Origin of the sequence: Kitasatospora sp. NPDC056181 (assembly GCF_042266225.1) — a bacterium.
Lineage (GTDB): Bacteria > Actinomycetota > Actinomycetes > Streptomycetales > Streptomycetaceae > Kitasatospora.
Genome location: NZ_JBHJUK010000152.1, coordinates 1 through 19,514, shown reverse-complemented (window position 1 = coordinate 19,514; position 19,514 = coordinate 1). Strand labels below are relative to the sequence as shown.

The window sequence follows — 19,514 nt, the reverse complement described above, 5'->3', positions numbered from 1 at the left end:
TGCCCGGCCTGGGCAGCCCGGTCGGCCCACCGGCTCCCGCCGGTGCGTCACACGGCTCGTCGGGCACCTCCCCGGGCACCACCCGAGGCGGATCGGCAGTCGGCTCGGCGCCCGGATCGGCAGGCGGCTCGGCAGGCGGTTCACCGGGCGGTGGAGGCGGATCCGGCTCCGCGGCCGGCAAGGCCGTCGCGATCGTCCTCGGGATCATCCTGCTGTTCGCGTGGGTCAACTCCCACCAGTCCAGCAGCCCTTCCCCGGAACCGCCGACCCCCGTGACGGCCGCCATCGGCGGGACCGTCCCGAAGCCTCCCCCCACCCTGCCGCCCGTTCCGGAACCGCCTCCCGTACCCGCCCCGCCACCCGTCCCCTCCCCCGTACCCACGCCACCGCCCGCACCGGAGCCACCGCCGCAACCCGCGCCCCCGCCGCCTCCGCCGCCCCCTCCGCCCCCGCCGCCGGACCCGGTGGAGACCGCCCGGGCCGGCGACTGCTTCGACAACACCGGGACCGAACAGCAGACCAAGCTCAAACCGGTGGACTGCGGTGACGGCGTCTTCAAAGTGGTCAAGGTCCTCGCGGGCACCACGGACAAGAGCGGCTGCGACAGCGCCGTCAACGGGACGGGGAGCATCACGTACCCGCAGTACAACCGCGTCCTCTGCCTGAGCTACCAGAACCGGAACACCGCCTACTACGCCAAGCCCGGGCAGTGCGTCTACGGCGGCCCCGCCAACTCCCCCTGGAGCCTTCAGACCTGCCGGCCGGGCACCTTCACCGTCCTGTCCCGCACCCAGGGGGAGAGCGCCGGCAGCTGGTGCAACTCGACGGAGGGCTACCAGCTGAGCGAGTACTTCACCGTCCCCCGGTGGCCCGGCCAGAGCATGCGGCTCTGCCTCTCGATGAACTACCCCGACGCGATGGGGCGGGCCGTCGTGAACCAGTGCATGAGCAAGAGCGGCTCGGGCAGCCAGGTGACCTTCACCGCCGTCTCCTGCGGTCAGGCCAACGTCGTGGTGACGGGCCGGACCCCGACGTACCACGACATCGCCTTCTGCCGCGGGGACGGCGCGACCTGGTGGCAGCCCCCCGAGTACCCCAACCTCGGCTACACGGTCTGCTACCGGGCCCGCTGAGAACCGGCCGGAGGGGAACCGCGGTCACCCCACCGGGCCGGAGGGGAACCGCGGTCACCCCGCCGGGCCGGGCGCGTCCGCCGGACCGGGGGCGCCCGCCGCCATCGCCGCCAGGGCGGCGGCGGCCGCTCCGGTCCTCGGGTGGTCGTCACCGAAGATCCGCCGGGCGAGCGCGAGGGCCGTGCGTCCGGCCGGCACCGCCCGTTCGGCGTCCCCCAGCCGGTGGTACGCGGCCGTGAGGACCTCGCAGTGCAGCAGGTACCGGGGGTGGTCCTCGCCGAAGGTCCACTTCGCGACGAGGAAGAACCCGTCCAGCACCTCGTGGACGGCGGCGTTCTCCTCGGCCATCCCCACCATGCGCGCCAGCGTCAGGTCGGCGTGGAACCCCTGGGAGTCCGGGTCGTCCTCCCCGAGGACCCGCTGGCACCCTGCCAGTGCCTCCGCGAGCGGCGTCTCCGCCGCCCTGACGTCACCGGCCTGGAGGTACGCGCAGCCCAGGCCTCGCTGGAGGGCGATCGTCTCCCCGTGGTCGTCCCCGAGGACGCGCCGGGCGTCGGACAGCACCTGCCTGTACAGGGGAAGCGCCCGTTCGAGGTCGCCGATCTCGGCACGGGCGTCGGCGAGCAGCCGGACCACGGGCACCGCGCCGGGGTGGCCGGGGCCGAGGAGGCGCCGGGCATCGGCGGCGGCCCGCTCGGCCAGGGGGAGGGCCCGCAGGGTGTCGTGCGACGCGAGGTGGGCGGCCGCGAGGTTGTGACGGGACGCCAGGGTGTCCGGGTGGTCCTCGCCGAGGACCCGGCGGCGGTCGTCGAGGTTCCGCTCCAGCAGGGCGACCGCCCGCTCGGAGTCGCCCGCCTCGCCCACCGCGCAGGCGAGGTTGTTCCGCGTGGACAGCGTGGTCGGGTGGTCCTCGCCCAGCACGCGGAGGCTGATGTCCAGGGTCTGTTCCAGCAGGGCGCACGCCCGCCGGGTGTCGCCGACGAGCCCGCAGGCGACGGCCAGGTTGTTCCGGTTGTGCAGGGTGTTCGGATGATCCGGGCCGAGGGCCACCAGCAGGCCGGCGAGGTTCTGCTCCAGGAGCGCGATCGCCCGGAGCACGTCGCCGGAGTCGGAGTAGGCGGCGGCGAGGGCCTCACCGCAGACCATCGTGTTCGGGTGGTCCCGGCCGAGGACCCGCTGGTAGTCGGCGAGGTTGCGTTCGAGGAGGGCGACGGCCCGCTCGACCTCACCCGTGTTCTTCAACCAGGTGAGCGCGAGGTTGGTCCGCGCCCGCAGGGTCGCCACGTGGTCCTCGCCGAGGACGCGGCGCATGGCCGCGACGGTCTGCTCGAACAGGGGCACGGCCTGGCCCGCGTCACCTGCCACGCGCAGGGCGTCGGCGAGGTTGTGGGTGCAGATCAGGGTGCTGGGGTCGTCCGGCCCGGCCAGGCGCCGGAAGCCGTCGCCGGCCCGGCGCAGGTGGGCGATCCCGGTCCCGAGGTCGCCGCGGAGGCGGGCGAAGACGCCGGCCTGGTTGAGGAGGCCCGCGGTGTGCAGGTTGTCGGTGTCGGCCGCGGCGTGCTCGGCCAGGGCGGCGACGTGGCCGGACAGGCGCTGCCACCCCGCCCAGGTGCGCACCTCCGTCGGCGTGCCGGGCATCGCCGCGACCAGCAGTGCGGTGGCCTGCGTGCGCGCCCTGGCGACCGCGTCCGGCGTGCGGTGCGGATCCTCGGGGTCGGGCGTCCGGGCGAGTGCCTGGACCAGCCGGTGGACCGTCAGGCGGGGCTCGGACCCACCACCGGCGTGGTCCCCGGGCTCGCGCGTGATCATGCTGTAGGCCGCGAGGCGGCCGAGTGCGTGCGTCAGCTCCGCCTCGTCCGCCAGACCGTCGAGCAGTCCACGGTCGATCGCGTCCGGGGCGAACCAGGCCAGCACCCGCAGGACCTCCGCGGCCAGCGGGGTACCGGCGAGGCGGTCGAGCGTGACGCGCCACACCCGGGCGATCGTGCGCCCCGGGTCGGTGCCCTCGTCGCCCCTGGCGTACACCGCGGCCGGGTGCTCGGCGATCAGCCGGACGTAGTCGCGGCCGGACAGGCCTGTCTGCGCGAGGTAGGCACCCGCCTGGACGACGGCCAGCGGGAGGAAGCCCAGCGCCGCGCACACCTCCCGGCCGCCGTCCGGGCCGCCCGGCCCGGCCTTCGCGCTCGCGCCGAGCAGCCGGATCGCGTCCTCGGCCGTCAACGACCCGAGGGGCTGCTCGCCCGCCCCGATCCGGTGCCAGCCGACCGTGCTGCGGCTGGTGACCAGGATCCGGCCCCCGCCCCCGACAGCGGCCAGCAGCGGCGCGACGTCCTCGGCGGTCTCCGCGTTGTCGAGCACCACCAGCCAGTCCCGGTGTTCCGACAGCCAGGCGACGGCCCGCTCGACCAGCGCCTCGGACGGCAGGACGGCCAGCGAGGGTTCGAGTGCGAGGGCGAACCTGCGCAGGCCCGCCGCGATCCCCGCCGGATCGTCGGCCGTGATCCACACGATCTGGCGGTACCGGTGCGCGGACGTCAGCGCGTGGTGCGCGGCCAGGGCGCTCTTGCCCACCCCGCCGAGCCCGTGCACCACGTGCACCACGGCCCCCGGCCCGGCGGCCAGGGCGCGCTCGATCCGGGACAGCTCCCCGGCGCGTCCGACGAACAGCGGCACCGGTCCGGGCATCCCCACCGGCGCCGCGGTCGGCGGGACTTCGGCCACCGCGCGCAGCGCGGGGAACCGCGTGACGGTGATCGGCGAATGGTCCCCGGTGGTGATCTGCCCGTAGTTCGGCCCGCCGACCGCCACCGACCTGGCGCCGGCGGCGACCACGCGGATGCCGGGCCCCGGCACCGCCTGGCTCATCGCGGCCCCGCTCCGGTCAGCCCATCCCCCTCGGGCACGACGACTCCCCCTCCACCGCGGCGGCCCATGGCCGTACTCCCAGCAGCGTAGCCGCGAACCCCGCGCCGGAGGGGTGTCCTGCACGCCCTCGGCCGGCGCAGCACCGCTCCGTCCTGCGACCGCCCTGCCGCCCTACCGCCCTACCGCCCTACCGCCCTACCGCCCGGGATGCTCGACGAGTTCCGTCCGGTGCACCAGCGCGACGGCCCGGCCGTCCAGAAGGACCAGCGCCGCGTCGTGGCCGGCGCCGACGGAGGCCCGGGCGACGGACAGCGGCTGGCCGATGCCGACGGTCGGCAGGGGCGGGGCCAGCAGTCCGCCGACCTGGCCCACCAGGCTGTCCGGCTTGGCGCGGCCGTCGGCGAGCGCGCCCTCGACGGCCGCCGTGGAGAGCGAGCCGACGACCTCCGTGGCGCTGACCCCGTACGGGCGCGCCCGGCGGGGCAGCACCACGGGCGCGACGCCACCGGGCACGGCGCGCAGCACCGGAAGGGCGTCGGCGAGCGGGGCGTCCGCGGCGACGGTGGGCAGCCGGCCGGCCGTGCGGGGGACGGCGTCCAGCACCGCGCGCACCGTCCGCTCGGTGTCGGTGGCGGTCCGCGGCTCCTCCAGGAAGCCCCACTGCCGCAACCAGTCGTCGCTGAACACCTTGGAGAGGTAGGACCGGCCGGAGTCGGGAAGCAGCACCACGACCAGGTCCTCCGGGCCGAGGCCGCGCGCCACCCGCAGGGCGGCCGCCACCGCCGTGCCCGAGGACGGGCCGGCCAGCAGTCCCTCCTCGCGGGCGAGGCGGCGGGCGGTCAGCAGGGACTCCCGGTCCGGGATCCGTTCGAAACGGTCCACGACCTCGCGGTGGAAGGAGTCCGGCCAGAGGTCCTCCTCCGTGCCCGGGTGGAGGAAGTGGCCGATGCTCTCGACGAAGTACGGGCTGCCGTCGCCCCCGGCGTAGAGCGAGGCCTCCGGGTCCGCCCCGACCACGGTGACGGCGCCGCCCGAGACCTGCTTGAGGTGGGCGCCGGTGCCGCTGATGGTGCCGCCGGTGCCGACCCCCGCCACGAAGTGGGTGACCCGGCCGGCGGTCTGCTCCCAGATCTCGGGGCCGGTGGTCCGGACGTGCGCGTCGGGGTTGGCGGGATTGTCGTACTGGTTGGCGAGCCAGGCACCGGGGATCTCCTCTGCGAGCCGGCTCACCACGTTGAAGAGGTGGTCCGGGTGCTCGCGGGGCACGGTGGTCGGCGCCGTCACGACCTCCGCGCCGTAGGCCCGGAGGATGTCCGACTTCTCCGGCGCGGAACGGTCCGACACTCCGGCGATCACGCGGTAGCCGCGCCGGCGGCCGACGATCGTCAGACCGATCCCGGTGTTGCCGGACGTCGCCTCGACGATCGTCCCGCCGGGGCGCAGCAGGCCGTCCCGCTCGGCCGCCAGCACCATGGACAGGGCGGCCCGGTCCTTGACGCTCCCGCCGATGTTGAGGAACTCGGCCTTGGCGTACACGGGAGCGGCGATCCCCGCGCCGAGCCGGGCGAGCCGGAACAGCGGCGTGCCACCGATCGCGTCGACCACCGATTCGTGTACCGCCATGGCGGGTCTCCTTCCGGGCTGAGCAGAGCAGTCGACAAGGAGAACGATCCGGCCGCGCCCGCCGTTTCGGGCCCCCGGCCTCGCGCGCACGACGCCCGCGCGGGCAAGACGGGCGCGCGGGCATCACGGGCGCGCGGGCACCACGGGCACGCGGGCACCACGGGCACGACGCCCGCGCGGGCACGACGGGCGCTCACACGCACGACAGCACGTTCCGGCCGGCCGACGGCGAGGTCGTGCACGGGCCGGCCACCCCCGCACAGCCGGTGTTCGAGACCCGGGTGCGCGACGGCCGGCTGGAGGCTCGGTTCGCCGACGCCGGCTGACGCGGGCGGCCGTCCGGGGGCCGGACGGCCGTGTCGGCGGGGCCGGTCACGCCTCCTGGGCGTCGAGCCAGCTCAGCAGGACGGCCCGATCGGCCGGTGTGCCCGACACGGTGGCCGGGTCCCGCGCCCACCGGCGGATCCGCTGCACGGTCTCGTGGTCGAGGTCCAGGTAGAGCCGCCAGTGCGCGTACGGATGGCAGTTCGGGTGACTCGGCTCCTCGCAGTCCTGGAAGTGGGTGAAGAAGGCGTCCACCATGCGGTACACGATCTCGTCGGACATGGACGGGGCACTTCCTCACTCTCCGGATGCGGACCGCCGGCCTGCTCCGGCCCGGCGGCGGGCTCCTTTCCAGGGTGCGTGGTCCGGTCGCCGCAACAGGCGGTGCGAACGGCCCGTACGAACGGGACCAAGGTCCCGGTCGGCCCGTGCCGCACCCGGGAAGCCCCGACCCGGAAACCCCCGGCCCCGAGAACGGCGAAGCCCCCGAACACGGCGGAGGCCCGGTACCCGTGGGGGTGGGTACCGGGCCGTTCGTGGGCGCGGGGTCGGCCGCCGCCCGTCGGGGGTCAGCCGCGTCCGGAGGACTTCTGGGTGCGGCGGGAGACCGAGTCGAGCACCACGGCGGCGAGCAGGACCGCGCCGGTGATCATGTACTGGATGGCCTGCGCGGCGTGGACCATGTCCAGACCGGTGGTGATCGACTGGATGACCAGGATGCCGAGCAGTGCCGACCAGGTCTTGCCGCGCCCGCCGAAGAGGCTGGTACCGCCGATGACGGCCGCCGCGATGGCGCTCATCAGGACGTTGCCGCCACCGAGCGTCTTGTCGGCGGAGCCCTGCTGCGAGGCGATGAAGAGTCCGCCGAGGCCGGCCAGACCGGCCGAGATCATGAACACCGAGATGCGGACCCGGGCGACGTTGATGCCCGCCCGGCGGGCCGCCTCGATGCCGCCGCCGACGGCGAAGATCTGCCGGCCGTACGAGGTGCGGCGCAGCACGAAGTCGGTCAGCACGACCACGCCCAGCAGGATGACCAGGGGCAGCGGCAGGCCGCGGTCCTGGTTCAGCGTGTAGGCGCCGGCCAGGGCGAGCACGGCGAGGGCGCCGGTGCGCAGCGCGATCTCGCTGGTGCTGCGGGCGGGCAGGCCGGCCTCGGTGCGGCGGCGGGCGTCCAGGAGCTGCCCGGCCAGGAAGACGGCTATCGCGACGAGGGCGAGCAGCCAGGCGTAGAGGATGTCGCCGTCGCCGATGAAGTACGTGTCGAGGTTGGCGACGAGGCCGTCGTTGATGTTGTTGACGGTGCCGAGCTTGCCGAGCACGTAGTCCTGCAGACCGCTCCAGGCGAGCATGCCGGCGAGGGTGACGACGAAGGCGGGCACGCCGATCTTGGCGAAGAAGAAGCCGTGCAGGGCGCCCATGGCGACCGCGACGCCGATGGCGAGCAGGACCGCCAGGCCCTCGTTGAGGCCTTCGCGCACCGCCAGGACGGAGGTGACGGCCGCGCAGACGCCGGCGACGGAGCCGAGCGAGAGGTCGATCTCGCCGAGCAGCAGGACGAACACCACGCCGACGGCGATGAGGCCGGGACCGGCGATCCACTTGGTGATGTTGGTCAGGTTGTCGGCCTGGAGGAAGTGGCCGGTGACGCTCTGGAAGATGGCGGCGATCAGGATCAGGCCGATGACGACCGGGAGCGAGCCCAGGTCACCGCTCTTGATCTTGCGCTGGAACTCCTCCAGGTAGCCGGCGAGGCCGCCCTGGCGGACCAGGAGCCGGGGGTCCGTGGCCGGTGCGGCGGGCTGGGTCGGGGTGGTCTGGCTGGTGCTCACTTCGCTTCCTCCGCGATGCGTGCCTGGCGCCGGGTGACGGCGTTGTCGGTGGCGCCGGTGATGGCGGAGATGATCTCCTCGTGCGAGGTCCCGGCCACCGGGAAGACCCCGTTGTTGCGGCCCAGGCGCAGGACGGCGACGGTGTCGGCGACCGCCTTGACGTCCGCCATGTTGTGGCTGATCAGGATCACGCCGAGGCCGCGCTCGCGCAGCCGCTCGACCAGGTCGAGGACCTGCGCGGTCTGCTCGACGCCGAGGGCGGCGGTCGGCTCGTCGAGGATGACGATCTTCGGGTCGCCGACCAGCGCACGGGCGATGGCGACGACCTGGCGCTGACCGCCGGACAGCGCGGCGATCGGGATCCGCACGCTGGGGATCCGGATCGAGAGGGTGTCCAGCAGCTCCTTGGCGCGCCGCTCCATGGCGACCTCGTCCAGCGTGCCGTGGCGGCGCAGCTCACGGCCGAGGAAGAGGTTGGCGACGACGTCGAGGTTGTCGCAGAGCGCGAGGTCCTGGTAGACGGTGGCGACACCGAGTGCCTGGGCGTCCTGGGGGCGGCCGATGCGCACGGCACGGCCTTCCCAGCTGATGGTGCCCTCGTCGATCGGGTGGACGCCGGCGATCGTCTTGACCAGGGTCGACTTGCCGGCGCCGTTGTCGCCGACCAGCGCGACGACTTCGCCGGCGTGGACGTCGAGGTCGACGTCGGTGAGTGCCTGGACGGCGCCGAAGCGCTTGGAGACCTCGCGCAGCGCCAGTACGGGTGCGCCCGTCACGTGAACCATCTCCTGCGGGGTAGTGCGTGGGGTGGGTGGGGTCGAGCGGGGCCGTGGGCCGGCGCTCCCCGGGTGAACGGGGAGCGCCGTGGCCACTTCGCCCGGCCGGCGCGTTACTTGATGCCGGCGGCGGTGCAGGCGGCGGCGAAGTCCGCGGTGCAGATGTCCGCGGCCTTGTAGAGGCCGTCGGCGATCACGGTGTCGTTGATGTTCGCCTTGGTGACGACCTTGGGCTCGAGCAGCTTGGCCGGGATGCCCTTGTCGGTGTCGCTGTCCACGGTGGCGGAGGCGACGCCCTTGATGTCCTTGCCCTGGAGCAGGTTGACGGCGAGTTCGGCGGCGCTCTCGGCGAGCGGCTTGTACGCCTTGTAGATGGTGTAGGCCTGGTCGCCCGCCACGATCCGCTGCACGGCGTCGAGGCCGGCGTCCTGGCCGCCGACCGGCACGCTGATGCCGGCGGACTTCAGCTGGGTGACGATGGCGCCCGCCATGCCGTCGTTGGCGGAGTAGACGGCCTGGAAGCCGTCCTTGCCGAACTGGGTGATGGCGGCGCCGATCTTCTGACCCGCCACGGTGGGCTTCCACTCACCGGACTGCTCGTAGACGACCTTCTTGACCTTGCCGTCCAGCGCCTTGTGCGCACCCGACTTGAACTTGGCGGCGTTCGGGTCGGCCTCGTCACCGTTGATCATGACGATGTTGGCGTCCGCGGCCTTGGCGCCGAGCGCGTCCAGCAGGGCCTGGCCCTGGAGCTCGCCGACCTTCTCGTTGTCGAACGAGACGTAGGCCGAGACCGGGCCGGTGGCCAGGCGGTCGTAGGCGATGACCTTGACACCCTTGTCGGCCGCCTCCTTCACCCAGGACTGGGTGGACTTGGCGTCGAAGGCGTCCAGCACGATCACCTTCACGCCCTGGGCGATCAGGGTGTCGAACTGCTGCTTCTGCTTGGCGGCGCTGCCCTCGGCGTTGCTGTACTGCACCTTGCAGTCCGGGCAGAGGGACTTGACCTTCGCCTCGATGAACGGCCGGTCGAAGGACTCGTAACGCGTGGAGGAGGCGTTCTCCGGAAGCAGCAGGCCGATGGACTTGGTGTCGCCGGAGCTCGCGCTGTCCTTCTTGTCGCCGCCGGCCTTGCCACAGGCGGCCATGGACAGGGCCATCGAGACCGCGGCGGTGCCGATGACGAGGCGACGCGTCATTGCGTTCATGTGGGGGGTGCCTCCCTGACGGTGCCGCAACACTGCGGCGGGGTGGGAGGAGTTAATCCGTCGCCGCGGCATGACGTCAATAAGTAAATCCAAGACCTGGCCAGTCGAGGGCTATTCGTTATCTTCATGAACACCTATCCGCGATTGAAACTTGGAGGAACCTCCGAGTACCAAACTGGCAGTGCATGACAGAACGGACGAATCGACACGCCAAACGGTCGTGACCTGGTACGGACCTGAGCGGACCCGAACACGTCGAAGCAGAACCGGAGCATCACATCACCCCCGCACCGCCTCCACAATTTCTTGACACGGACAGGGCAAGTCGGATCTTGTGTTCAAGAGTTTGATCGGAGGGCCGTGAATGGCGGCGCAACCGCCTCAGCCGACGGCGATCTCGCGCGCCCCGCGGGCACGGTAACGGCCCGGGGTCGTGCCGAAGAGACGGCTGAAGGCGTGCGAGAGGGCGTACGGCGTGCTGTAGCCGACCCGGCGGGCGATCGCGTCCAGCGGGTCGTCGGTCTGCCGGAGCAGGGAGGCGGCACGGGTCATCCGCCACCAGGTGAGGTAGGCCATCGGCGGCCGGCCGACCAGGGCGGTGAAGCGGCGGGTGAGCGTCGCGCGCGACACCCCGGCCTCGGCGGCGAGGTCGTCGGCGCTCCAGGCGCGGGCCGGGTCCTCGTGCACCGCGCGCAGAGCGGCGGCCACCACCGGGTCGCCGAGGGCCGCCGGCCAGCGGGCGCCGGTCGGCGGCTCCGGCGCCCCGGTCGCAGGCCCCGGCGGGCCGGCCGAGGCCGGGACGGCGTCCGGGCCCGGCTCCCGCGTCAGCCAGGCCCGCACCATGTACACCAACAGCAGGTCGATCAGGCTCGGCACCGCCAGCGCCGCGCCGGCTTGGTCCGCTCCCAGCTCGCCGCCCAACAGGTCGACGGCCGAACGCAGTTGAGGGTGGCTTCCGACCCGGTTCGGCAGATGGACGACATCCGGCAGCTCGCGCATCAGCGGGTGCGTGCGGCTGTGGTCCAGCCGGTACTTCCCGCAGAGCAACTCGGCCACGGGAGCACCCGGTTCGACACTGCCCATGGGTGGCGACGCCGGGGGCGGCACCGGCCGGCCGGGTCCGAGGAGACGGTCGATCGGCACCGCCCGCTCGGCCTCGGCCGGCTCCAGCGGCTCGCTCGCGATCACGTGGCCCGTCCCGTGCGGCAGCAGCACCGCGTCACCGGCGCCGAGGCTGACGGGCGCGCCGCCGTCCGGCAGCAGCCAGCAGCCGCCCTCCAGTACGACGTGGAACCCCGCCCCGTCGTACCCGGGAATCCGGGTGCACCACCGGCCCGCCACCCGCAGCCGGTTGGAGGAGGGCCGCCCGATCCGTACGGCCGAAATCGCGTCACTGACCACGTCCATGAGCCCATGCTAGCCCGCGCGGAGCGGCACTGAGCCGATCGCGTATCGAAGTGAGCAGAACAGGTATTGAGCCGCTCAGGCCGGTCCTCCTAGGCTCTGGAGCAGCGGGGGACGAGAGAGCGCCGCCGGAGCTTGTGGGGAGTAGGGATCATGGAACGGATCGTGCTCGGGGACGCCGAGATCATCAGGGTCGTGGAGTGGCAGGGGCCGTTCGCGCCGGCCCAGGCCATCGTGCCCGGGTTGGCGGCGACCGCCTGGAAGGAGAACGAGGACTGGCTGGCGCCCGACCACTGGGATCCGTCGACCGACAGCTACGTGGCCGCGCTGCAGACCTGGGTGATCCGCCACCAGGGCCGTACCGTCCTGGTGGACACCGGCGTCGGCAACGGGCGCGAGCGCCCGCACACCCCGCAGTTCCACCAGCGGCAGGGCGACTTCCCCGCCCGGCTCGCCGCGGCGGGCGTGCGGCCGGAGGAGGTCGACGTGGTGGTCAACACCCACCTGCACGCCGACCACGTCGGCTGGAACACCGTTGACCGGGACGGCGCCTGGGTGCCGGCCTTCCCCAACGCCGTGTACCTCATGCCGGCCGCCGACCACGCCGCACTGGCCGCCGACGCGGCCGACGGCGCCCCGCTCCCGGCGGCCGGCACCGAGGCCGAGCGCGGCCGCAGGGAGGACCGCCGGCTGATGTACGCCGACAGCATCCTCCCGGTCGAGCGGGCCGGGCAGGCGGTGCTGTGGGAGGACACCCACCGGATCGACGACGGGCTGACCCTGGAGACGGCGCCCGGCCACAGCCCCGGATCCTCGGTGCTGCGGCTCGCCTCGCACGGCGAACGGGCCGTCTTCGTCGGCGACTTGCTGCACAGCCCGGTGCAGCTCCTGCACCCCTCCAGCAACAGCTGCTTCTGCGAGGACCCGGCGCAGGCCGCCGCCAGCCGGCTGCGCGTCCTCGAACGGGCGGCAGACGAGCGGGAGTTGGTCATCCCGGCACACTTCGGAGGCTCCGGGGCCGCCGAAGTCCGGCGCACCGGTTCAGGGTTCGCCGTCTCCCGCTGGGCGGTCTGACCCCCGCAACCGGCCGGCCGCCCCGGGGCTGCGAGATCGTGGCGGCCGACGCCGGGGCGGCCGGATCGGGGCGGCCCGGCCCGGCACGGGGGTCCGGGCCGGGCCGTCCCCTACTACCGCCGCCGCATCGCGTCGACCACCCGGGCGAGGTCCTGCTCGGCGACGTCCGGGTGGGCGAGCAGGGCGTCCCGGACGGCACCGAGGACGGGGCCGCCGCCCGCCAGGGCGAGGTCCTTCGCCGCCAGCCGGACGGGGAAGTCGGAGTCCGTGCTCCGGGCGCGTGCCACCGCACCGCCCAGCGGCCCCCGGGCGAGCGCACCGAGCGTCAGCTCCTCCGGCAGGCCCAGGGAGTCGGCGAGCGCGAGCGCCTCACCGATCACCGCGACTCCCCCGACCATCGCGCTGATCAGTACGAGCTTGAGGGCGGCACCCGCACCGGGGCCGCCGCAGCGGACCACGGTGCCGAGGACGTCGAGCACGGGCTGCACCCGGTCGAGGTCCTCCGGCCGCCCACCGGCCAGCACGGTGAGCTGACCGGAGGCCGCCGGGCCGACACTGCCCAGCACCGGGGCGTCCACCATGGCCACGCCGTCCGGAAGCCGGCGGCGCAGGGCGGCGGTGGCGTCCGGGCCGATGGACGACATGTCGGTCCAGAGTGCCCCGGCCGCCAGCTCCGCCGTGAACCGGTCGGCCACCGACTCGACCGCCGCCGGGTCGGCCAGCATGGTGATGACGAGGCCGGCCCCCTGCACGGCCTCGGCGGGGGAGGATGCGGCGTCCAGACCCCCGGTCCTGGCGGGACTGCGGTTCCACACCGTCAACGGGTGTCCGGCGGCGGCGAGTCGACGGGCCATCGGCAGGCCCATCCGGCCCAGCCCGAGAAATGCGATCTTTTCCATGCCGTCCACGCTAGAAAGGGAGCAGCCAGGCGACAAGCGAATGTCTCGCATGGTAGCCATGCGGAATGGACATGGCCTGGTTCGAAGTCTTCCGCACCGCCGCCCGCTCTGGCTCGTTCACCGCCGCCGGGGAGCGACTCGGGTTCACGCAGTCGGCGATCTCCCGTCAGATCTCCACCCTGGAGGCCGAGCTCGGGGTGGTGCTGTTCGACCGGCTGGCGCGCGGCGTCCGCCTCACCGAGCAGGGCCGCACCCTGCTGCCGCACGCCGACGCGATGCTCGACCGGCTCGACGGCACCCGGCGCGAGCTGGCCGCCCTGGCCGGGCTGAACCACGGCCGGCTGCGGGTCGGCGCCTTCGACAGTGCCAACGCCGCCCTGGTCCCGGGCGCACTCGCGGCCTTCAGGGACGCACACCCCCGGGTCTCGATCTCGCTCACGGAAGGGCTCTCGGCCGCGCTGCTCGACCGGCTGCGGGACGGCGAGATCGATCTCGCCGTGGTCGTCGGGTATCCCGAACAGCCTTATGACGGCGATGCGTTCGACCTCCGGCCGCTGGCCGAGGACGCCGTCCTGGTGGCCCTCCCCCACGACCATCCGCTGGCCGCCCGGAGCCGGCTGCGACTGTCCGAACTGGCCGGGGAGAACTGGATCGCCGGCAGCCGACAGGCCGAGTCCACCCTGCTGTCCGCCTGTCTCCGCAGCGGCTTCCGTCCGCGCGTCGAGTACGAGGTGGCGGGCTGGACGGCCAAGCTGGGCCTGGTCTCCGCCGGGCTCGGGCCGACGCTCATCCCTTCGCTGGCCGCCCGCGCCGCGCGACCCGACGTGGCCCTCGTCGCCCTGCACCCCGAGGACACCCCCGTCCGTCTGGTGCAGACCGCCACCCGTCGCGGCCAGTCCGTACCACCGGCCGCCGCCGCCTTCCTCGACCTGCTCCGAACGGCGACGCAGGCAGCGACCCCGCCAGCAGCAACCCCGCAGGCAGCGACCCCGCGGTGAGGCCGGGCCTCGACCGGCGCGGGTCCGGGTGAGCAGACCCTCAAGTCGGCGCGGCCTCCGTGAAACGCTGACCGGCATGGACGCAGCGTCGAACGATCAGGCCGTGCGGAGCTTTCTGTCGACGATCCGGGTCGGCGACCTCTGCAGCGGGGTGGCGACGGAGATCTCCCGCTCTCACGGGGTCGCGGTGACGTTGGACGGATTCCCCACGAAACCGCTGGGATCGGTCGGCCCCCCGGATCTGCCCTGGGGGCGGGCACGGACCGAGGTCGTGGAGGTCGGCCGGCGGATCACCGCCGAGGTGATCGCCGTCGACCCGGACGAGGGCCGGGTCCGGCGGCGGAGAGTGGTCCTCTGGCGGCGGCAGACCCCGTCCGGTCCCGCCGTTCCGTTCTGAGCGCCCCCGGGAGGAGGACCACTGCCCCGGGTGGCGTGAGCGGCGCGTCGGCGGCGGCCTCCCGACCGGGCCGGCCGCCGACTGCGCGAAGTCCGGCTACGCCCGGTCCACGCGTACCCCGCCGAGCAGACCCCAGGCGTCCACCCGGACGGTCGGGCCGCCCGGCTCGGTCGGCCCGTCGTCGCTGACCCCGCCCAGACGCAGGCCGCCCACCTGCACGCGCACGTTCGGCCGGACGGTGAGGTGCACGCCACCGATCAGGCTCAGCTTGGTGATCCGCAGCTCGGCGCCGTCCGGGAGGTCCACGTCGGTCAGGTCGATGTCGGCGCCGCCGATCAACGAGGCCGTCACCGTCCGCTCGTGGACGGTCGCCCCGGCCAGCTTGTGGCCGCCGATGATGCTCACCCGGAGGTCGGTGCGGTCGCGGTCCTGCTCGATGCTCTTCGTCATGCCCCATACGCTAGGGCCCCCGTCACCAGGCCCGGAAGTGCGTCAGGGCCCGCCATTCCTGTGACAGTTGTCATCTCCGGAGCATGCAGGGAGACTCCACGGAGCATCCCCGGAGCCCCGGCGCCGACGCTCCCAGGGCGCGGGGCGGGCGCCCTCGACGGCTCGGCCCCTACGGCGGCGTCCCGTCCCTGATCCGGAACGCGTCGGTGGCGCCGGTGAGTTCGAGCATCCGCAGCACCAGGGGGCGGGGCCGGGCCAGTTCGATCCGGCTGCCGACGGCCTCGGCGCGGGACCTGGCGCGCAGCATCGCGTTCAGACCGGTCGAGTCGCAGAACTCCAGGTCGCCGCAGTCGAGCACGACGACGGTGGCGGGACCGGCCAGCGCGGCGTCGAGGGCGGCCTCCACCGAACCGACGGTGTCCAGGTCGAGCTCACCACGGAGGGTGAGCACCGTCCCTTCGGCGCACGGCCGCGTCTCGATCGTGATCCCGCCCGGTTCGACCGCGGGGCCGGAGTTCTTCGGCGTGTGACGGTTCATGGGCTCGGCTCCTCCCGCCCGCGCCTGCCGGATCCTTCCACGATAGGCCCGTTCGGCCGGTCCGGCGGCCGGTCACCGCAGGGCACCGACCACGGTGACGCCCCGACCCCGAGGAGTCGCCGGACCGGCCCTGCGACGACCGCCGCACGGTCCGTCCGGTTTCGCCGTGGTGCGCCGCCGGTCGCCCGGGTACACGCGGCGCAGGGAGATCCGGCCCGGCCGTACCCGCGACCGGAAGGGCCGGCGGGCCGGGCACCCCGGGAGGAGACCGCCATGGCCCGAGGATCGAGCCCCAAGCGGGAACGGCAGTACGAACACGTCAAGGAGAGCGCGCTCGACCGCGGCGAGAACAGGAAGCGGGCCGAGGAGACCGCCGCCCGGACGGGCCCGCCAAGGCGAGTCGAAGACCGCCGGCCGCTCCTCCACGCACGACGTCTCCTCCGGGCGGCGGGGCGGCCGGCGCTCGCACCGGGGCGCCCAGGGGCCCACCTACGACCAGCTGTACAACGAGGCCGAGCACCGCACCATCAAGGGCCGTTCGAAGATGAACAAGCGCGAGCTGGAGCACGCCCTGGGACGCTGACCCACGCCTGAAGCAGCACGCGGACACTCGGACCCACGTCGGACGCACGTCGGACGCCCGACCGGCCGGACGGTCCCGGCCCGCGCGTCGCCCTGCGCCAGCGTTTGCCCGGGCCCTGCCCGGATACACGCCGGGTCAGCAAGCCCGCGTTGCCGTCGCCGGAGCGGCCGGATCCGTCCGGGACACCGGAGCGACCGGCACGGACGCGCCGCGCACGGGAGGCGATGGCCATGACGACCCAGGAGTCCGGCGGCGCGGCCGCCACCCCCGAGCAGACCCGGACACAGCCCCGGACGCTGCCCCGGACGCTGCCCCGGACGGGCCGGCAGGAATCGCCGGAGGAGCGGGCCGACCGGCGCTGGAGCGAGATGCTCCAGGAGGTCCGGGTGGCGCAGACCGGCTCGCAGATCCTGTTCGGCTTCCTGCTGAGCGTCGCCTTCATGCCCCGTTTCGCCGAACTCGGCGCCTACGACCGCGGGCTCTACGTGGTGGCGGTCGTCCTGGGCGCCCTGGCCACTGCCGCGCTGACCGCGCCCGTCTCGTACCACCGGGTGCTGGCCGGCCGCCGGCTCAAGCCCCAGCTGGTGGACGGCGCGGCACGGCTGGTCGGGGCCGGGCTGGTGTTGCTGGCCCTCGCCGTCGGCTCCGCCCTGCTGCTCCTGCTGCGGGTCGCCACCGGCGCGGCGGCTGCCGCGGGGATCGCCGCGGGCGTGATGCTGTGGTTCGCCACCTGCTGGCTGTTCCTTCCCGTCCACGCGCTGCGCCACTACCTCACGAACGGACACGGGAACACGAGCGGGCACGCGAACGCGAGCGCGAACGGACACGGACACGGCCACGCGAACGCGAACGGGCAGGACGGCAGTCACCGCCGGCCCTGACCCCTGCCCGACGCCGGCCCCACCGCTGTCCGTCAGCCCCACCACTGTTCGGGGACGACGTCCCCCTCGTCCGCCCGGGCGGCCGCCGCCGGGGCCGGGCCGGGACCGGACGTCACCAGCAGCCCGTCCCTCCCGGCCTCGGCGACCTGGTAGCCGGACTCGCGCAGCACCACGGCGACCGCCCCGCTCACCGCTGCCCGGATGCCGTCGTCGGGCGACTGCCCGTCAACGGGCACGGGCGAAGGCACGGGCGAACGGGCGGGCGTCGGCGCGGGGGTCCAGCCGACCACCACACCCTGTGGCCGGTGGCCGATCCGCAGGCCCGACGGGCCCTGCCCGGTGTCGAACCCGGCGCGGGCCAGGGTCGCGGTCACGTCCTCGAAGAGTTCCCGGTGATCCACCATTGGCGCAGCGTAGGCCTGCGAACGCGCCCTCCCGGCGCACGGCGCGCGCCGAAACGGTTCAGCGCCCCGTCAACAGCACCCGGGCGCACCACAGCCGGTCCCACCGGCGGCCGATCGGCCCCCACACCCCCCGGACGGCCCGACACGAGCGGCCGTCAGGGCCGATGGACGTGCACAGGCGGCCCCCTGCCGACAGCATGACAGAGTAAGCGCCCCATCACTTTGAGCAACGTGGCCAGCGGATCGGCGGATCCGCGCGCCGGCGAACCCGGCGGCCCCGTATCGAGAGGTCCCATGATCACATCAATCCGCCGGCCGGCAGCTCCGCAGGCGGGCTCCGCGGTCGGTACGCAGCGGACGCCGGGGAGCCCGTCGTGACAGCCGACCAGCAGTCGCGCCGGGGACCGAGCACCAGCACGCGTGCGGCGCCCGCGAACAAGGCCGAGGCCCTCGCCGACTGGGCCGACGGCCGGCTCGGCATCTACGCGCTGGCCAAGTCCAACATCCGCAAGATCTTCCCGGACCACTGGTCCTTCATGCTGGGCGAGATCTGCCTGTACACCTTCATCATCATCATCCTGACGGGCGTCTGGCTGACCCTCTTCTTCAAGCCCTCCATGGGCGAGGTGATCTACGAGGGGCAGTACCTCCCGCTCCGGGGCATCCAGATGTCCGAGGCTTACCGCTCGACGGTCAACATCAGCTTCGACATCCGCGGCGGACTGCTGATGCGGCAGATCCACCACTGGTCCGCGATCGTGTTCGTCGCGGCCATGCTGGTGCACATGATGCGCGTCTTCTTCACCGGCGCGTTCCGCAAGCCCCGCGAGATCAACTGGCTCTTCGGTGCCGGTCTGCTCATCCTCGGCATGTTCGACGGCTTCATGGGCTACTCGCTGCCCGACGACCTGCTCTCCGGCACCGGCATCCGGTTCATGGAGGGCGCGATCCTGGCCGTGCCGATCGTCGGCACGTACCTGATGTTCTTCCTCTTCGGCAGCCAGTTCCCCGGCGTCGACATCGTGCCGCGGCTGTTCACCGTGCACGTCCTGCTGATCCCGGGGATCATGCTGGGCCTGCTGGTGGCCCACCTGATCCTGGTCTTCTACCACAAGCACACCCAGTTCTCGGGGCCCGGGCGCACCGAGCAGAACGTCGTCGGCATGCCGTTGATGCCGGTCTACATGGCCAAGGCGGGCGGGTTCTTCTTCCTGGTGTTCGGTGTCGTCGCCGTGATGTCGGCGATCGCCACCGTCAACCCGATCTGGCTGTACGGCCCGTACCGCCCGGACCAGGTCACGACGGACGCGCAGCCCGACTGGTACATGGGCTTCTCCGAGGGCCTGATCCGGATCATGCCGGGCTGGGAGATCGGCCTGTGGGGCCACACCCTGAACCTCGGGGTCTTCATCCCGCTGATGATCTTCCCGCTGGTGCTGGTGGCGGTCTGGGGCTACCCGTTCATCGAGGCCTGGGTCACCGGGGACCGGGGCGAGCACCACATCGCGGACCGCCCACGCAACGCGCCGGTGCGGACCGCCTACGGCGCCGCCTGGGTCGGCCTCTACCTGCTCCTGCTGGCCGGCGGCGGCAACGACCTGCTCGCCACGCACTTCGAGCTGTCGATCAACACGATCACCAATGCCGTCCGGGTCGGCTTCTTCGTCGTTCCGGTGGTGGTCTTCGTGATCACCAAGCGGTGGTGCCTGGGCCTCCAGCGGCGCGACAAGGAGAAGGTGCTGCACGGCCGGGAGACCGGTGTCATCAACCGGCTGCAGCACGGCGAGTTCGTCGAGGTGCACGCGCCGCTGCCGCAGGAGCGGCTGTACACGCTCACCTCGCACGCGCAGCCGCAGCCGATCGAACTGCCGGCCGAGGTGGACGAGAACGGGGTGGCCCGCAAGGTCGGCCTGTTCACCCGCATTCGGGCCCAGCTCTCGCGCGGCTTCTACGGCCAGGGCAGCCAGATCTCCAAGCCCACCGCCGAGGAGCACGAGGAGATCACCAGCGGCCACGGCCACCACTGATCCGCCGATCCGCTGATCGGCCGATCCGTCGATCCGCTGATCCACGGCCGCCCGCAGGACGCCAACAGCGCCCGCCACGCCGCAACGCGCGTGGCGGG

The 19,514-nt window shown here is 73.4% G+C and carries 17 protein-coding genes and 2 pseudogenes; 7 read left to right on the top strand and 12 right to left on the bottom strand.

Annotated features, from left to right (window positions below):
* Positions 1-286, bottom strand: a pseudogene (locus ACFC1F_RS36425) (hypothetical protein); the annotation flags it as partial.
* A 178-nt stretch (positions 287-464) separates the two neighbouring features.
* Between ACFC1F_RS36425 and ACFC1F_RS36420 the strand changes: the two are divergent.
* Entirely contained in the window at positions 465-1,133 is a 669-nt protein-coding gene (locus tag ACFC1F_RS36420) for a hypothetical protein (RefSeq protein WP_376165007.1), read from the top strand.
* Between the two features lie 54 nt (positions 1,134-1,187).
* On the opposite strand, the gene ACFC1F_RS36415 is transcribed toward ACFC1F_RS36420, so the two are convergent.
* The 7 genes from ACFC1F_RS36415 to ACFC1F_RS36385 form a co-directional block, all read right to left on the bottom strand.
* Positions 1,188-3,998, bottom strand: coding sequence for a tetratricopeptide repeat protein (locus ACFC1F_RS36415; RefSeq protein WP_376165005.1), 2,811 nt, complete (start codon positions 3,996-3,998; stop codon positions 1,188-1,190).
* A 195-nt stretch (positions 3,999-4,193) separates the two neighbouring features.
* Entirely contained in the window at positions 4,194-5,621 is a 1,428-nt protein-coding gene (locus ACFC1F_RS36410; RefSeq protein ID WP_376165003.1) for a pyridoxal-phosphate dependent enzyme, read from the bottom strand.
* 372 nt (positions 5,622-5,993) lie between these two features.
* Positions 5,994-6,227, bottom strand: a complete 234-nt coding sequence (locus tag ACFC1F_RS36405) for a hypothetical protein (RefSeq protein WP_376165001.1) — start codon at positions 6,225-6,227, stop codon at positions 5,994-5,996.
* A 287-nt stretch (positions 6,228-6,514) separates the two neighbouring features.
* On the bottom strand, positions 6,515-7,777 hold the full coding sequence (locus tag ACFC1F_RS36400; protein WP_148646992.1) for a sugar ABC transporter permease: 1,263 nt from the start codon (positions 7,775-7,777) through the stop codon (positions 6,515-6,517).
* Positions 7,774-8,562 carry an ATP-binding cassette domain-containing protein gene (locus ACFC1F_RS36395; RefSeq protein ID WP_148646991.1) on the bottom strand — a complete coding sequence of 263 codons (789 nt, stop codon included), beginning with the start codon at positions 8,560-8,562 and terminating at the stop codon, positions 7,774-7,776. Before ACFC1F_RS36395 ends, ACFC1F_RS36400 begins: the two co-directional genes overlap by 4 nt.
* A 104-nt stretch (positions 8,563-8,666) precedes the next feature.
* Positions 8,667-9,761, bottom strand: coding sequence for a sugar ABC transporter substrate-binding protein (locus ACFC1F_RS36390; RefSeq protein WP_209412148.1), 1,095 nt, complete (start codon positions 9,759-9,761; stop codon positions 8,667-8,669).
* Between the two features lie 381 nt (positions 9,762-10,142).
* Positions 10,143-11,168, bottom strand: coding sequence for an AraC family transcriptional regulator (locus ACFC1F_RS36385; protein WP_376164998.1), 1,026 nt, complete (start codon positions 11,166-11,168; stop codon positions 10,143-10,145).
* A gap of 150 nt (positions 11,169-11,318) precedes the next feature.
* On the opposite strand from ACFC1F_RS36385, the gene ACFC1F_RS36380 reads away from it, so the two are divergent.
* Positions 11,319-12,239, top strand: coding sequence for an MBL fold metallo-hydrolase (locus ACFC1F_RS36380; RefSeq protein ID WP_376164996.1), 921 nt, complete (start codon positions 11,319-11,321; stop codon positions 12,237-12,239).
* Between the two features lie 113 nt (positions 12,240-12,352).
* Here the strand turns inward: ACFC1F_RS36380 and ACFC1F_RS36375 are convergent, their stop codons facing one another.
* Positions 12,353-13,138, bottom strand: a complete 786-nt coding sequence (locus tag ACFC1F_RS36375; protein WP_376164994.1) for an NAD(P)-dependent oxidoreductase — start codon at positions 13,136-13,138, stop codon at positions 12,353-12,355.
* A gap of 71 nt (positions 13,139-13,209) precedes the next feature.
* Here ACFC1F_RS36375 and ACFC1F_RS36370 point away from each other — a divergent pair, with 71 nt between their 5' ends.
* Together ACFC1F_RS36370 and ACFC1F_RS36365 are read left to right on the top strand one after the other, a co-directional pair.
* Positions 13,210-14,136, top strand: a complete 927-nt coding sequence (locus ACFC1F_RS36370) for a LysR family transcriptional regulator (protein ID WP_376164992.1) — start codon at positions 13,210-13,212, stop codon at positions 14,134-14,136.
* A 76-nt stretch (positions 14,137-14,212) separates the two neighbouring features.
* On the top strand, positions 14,213-14,533 hold the full coding sequence (locus ACFC1F_RS36365; RefSeq protein ID WP_376164990.1) for a hypothetical protein: 321 nt from the start codon (positions 14,213-14,215) through the stop codon (positions 14,531-14,533).
* 96 nt (positions 14,534-14,629) lie between these two features.
* On the opposite strand, the gene ACFC1F_RS36360 is transcribed toward ACFC1F_RS36365, so the two are convergent.
* Both ACFC1F_RS36360 and ACFC1F_RS36355 read right to left on the bottom strand, forming a co-directional pair.
* Positions 14,630-14,983: a hypothetical protein gene (locus tag ACFC1F_RS36360; RefSeq protein ID WP_209412142.1), complete on the bottom strand. Its 354-nt coding sequence runs from the start codon at positions 14,981-14,983 to the stop codon at positions 14,630-14,632.
* Positions 14,984-15,152: 169 nt separating this feature from the next.
* Positions 15,153-15,521, bottom strand: a complete 369-nt coding sequence (locus ACFC1F_RS36355; protein WP_376164988.1) for an STAS domain-containing protein — start codon at positions 15,519-15,521, stop codon at positions 15,153-15,155.
* Positions 15,522-15,794: 273 nt separating this feature from the next.
* Between ACFC1F_RS36355 and ACFC1F_RS36350 the strand changes: the two are divergent.
* A pseudogene (locus ACFC1F_RS36350) lies at positions 15,795-16,104 on the top strand (plasmid stabilization protein).
* 230 nt (positions 16,105-16,334) lie between these two features.
* On the top strand, positions 16,335-16,985 hold the full coding sequence (locus tag ACFC1F_RS36345; RefSeq protein ID WP_376164986.1) for a DUF6328 family protein: 651 nt from the start codon (positions 16,335-16,337) through the stop codon (positions 16,983-16,985).
* Between the two features lie 32 nt (positions 16,986-17,017).
* On the opposite strand, the gene ACFC1F_RS36340 is transcribed toward ACFC1F_RS36345, so the two are convergent.
* Positions 17,018-17,389 (bottom strand): hypothetical protein, encoded by a 372-nt coding sequence (locus ACFC1F_RS36340; protein ID WP_376164984.1) that lies wholly within the window; start codon positions 17,387-17,389, stop codon positions 17,018-17,020.
* Between the two features lie 374 nt (positions 17,390-17,763).
* Here ACFC1F_RS36340 and ACFC1F_RS36335 point away from each other — a divergent pair, with 374 nt between their 5' ends.
* Positions 17,764-19,416 carry a ubiquinol-cytochrome c reductase cytochrome b subunit gene (locus ACFC1F_RS36335; RefSeq protein ID WP_209412137.1) on the top strand — a complete coding sequence of 551 codons (1,653 nt, stop codon included), beginning with the start codon at positions 17,764-17,766 and terminating at the stop codon, positions 19,414-19,416.
* The last annotated feature ends 98 nt before the right edge of the window (positions 19,417-19,514 follow it).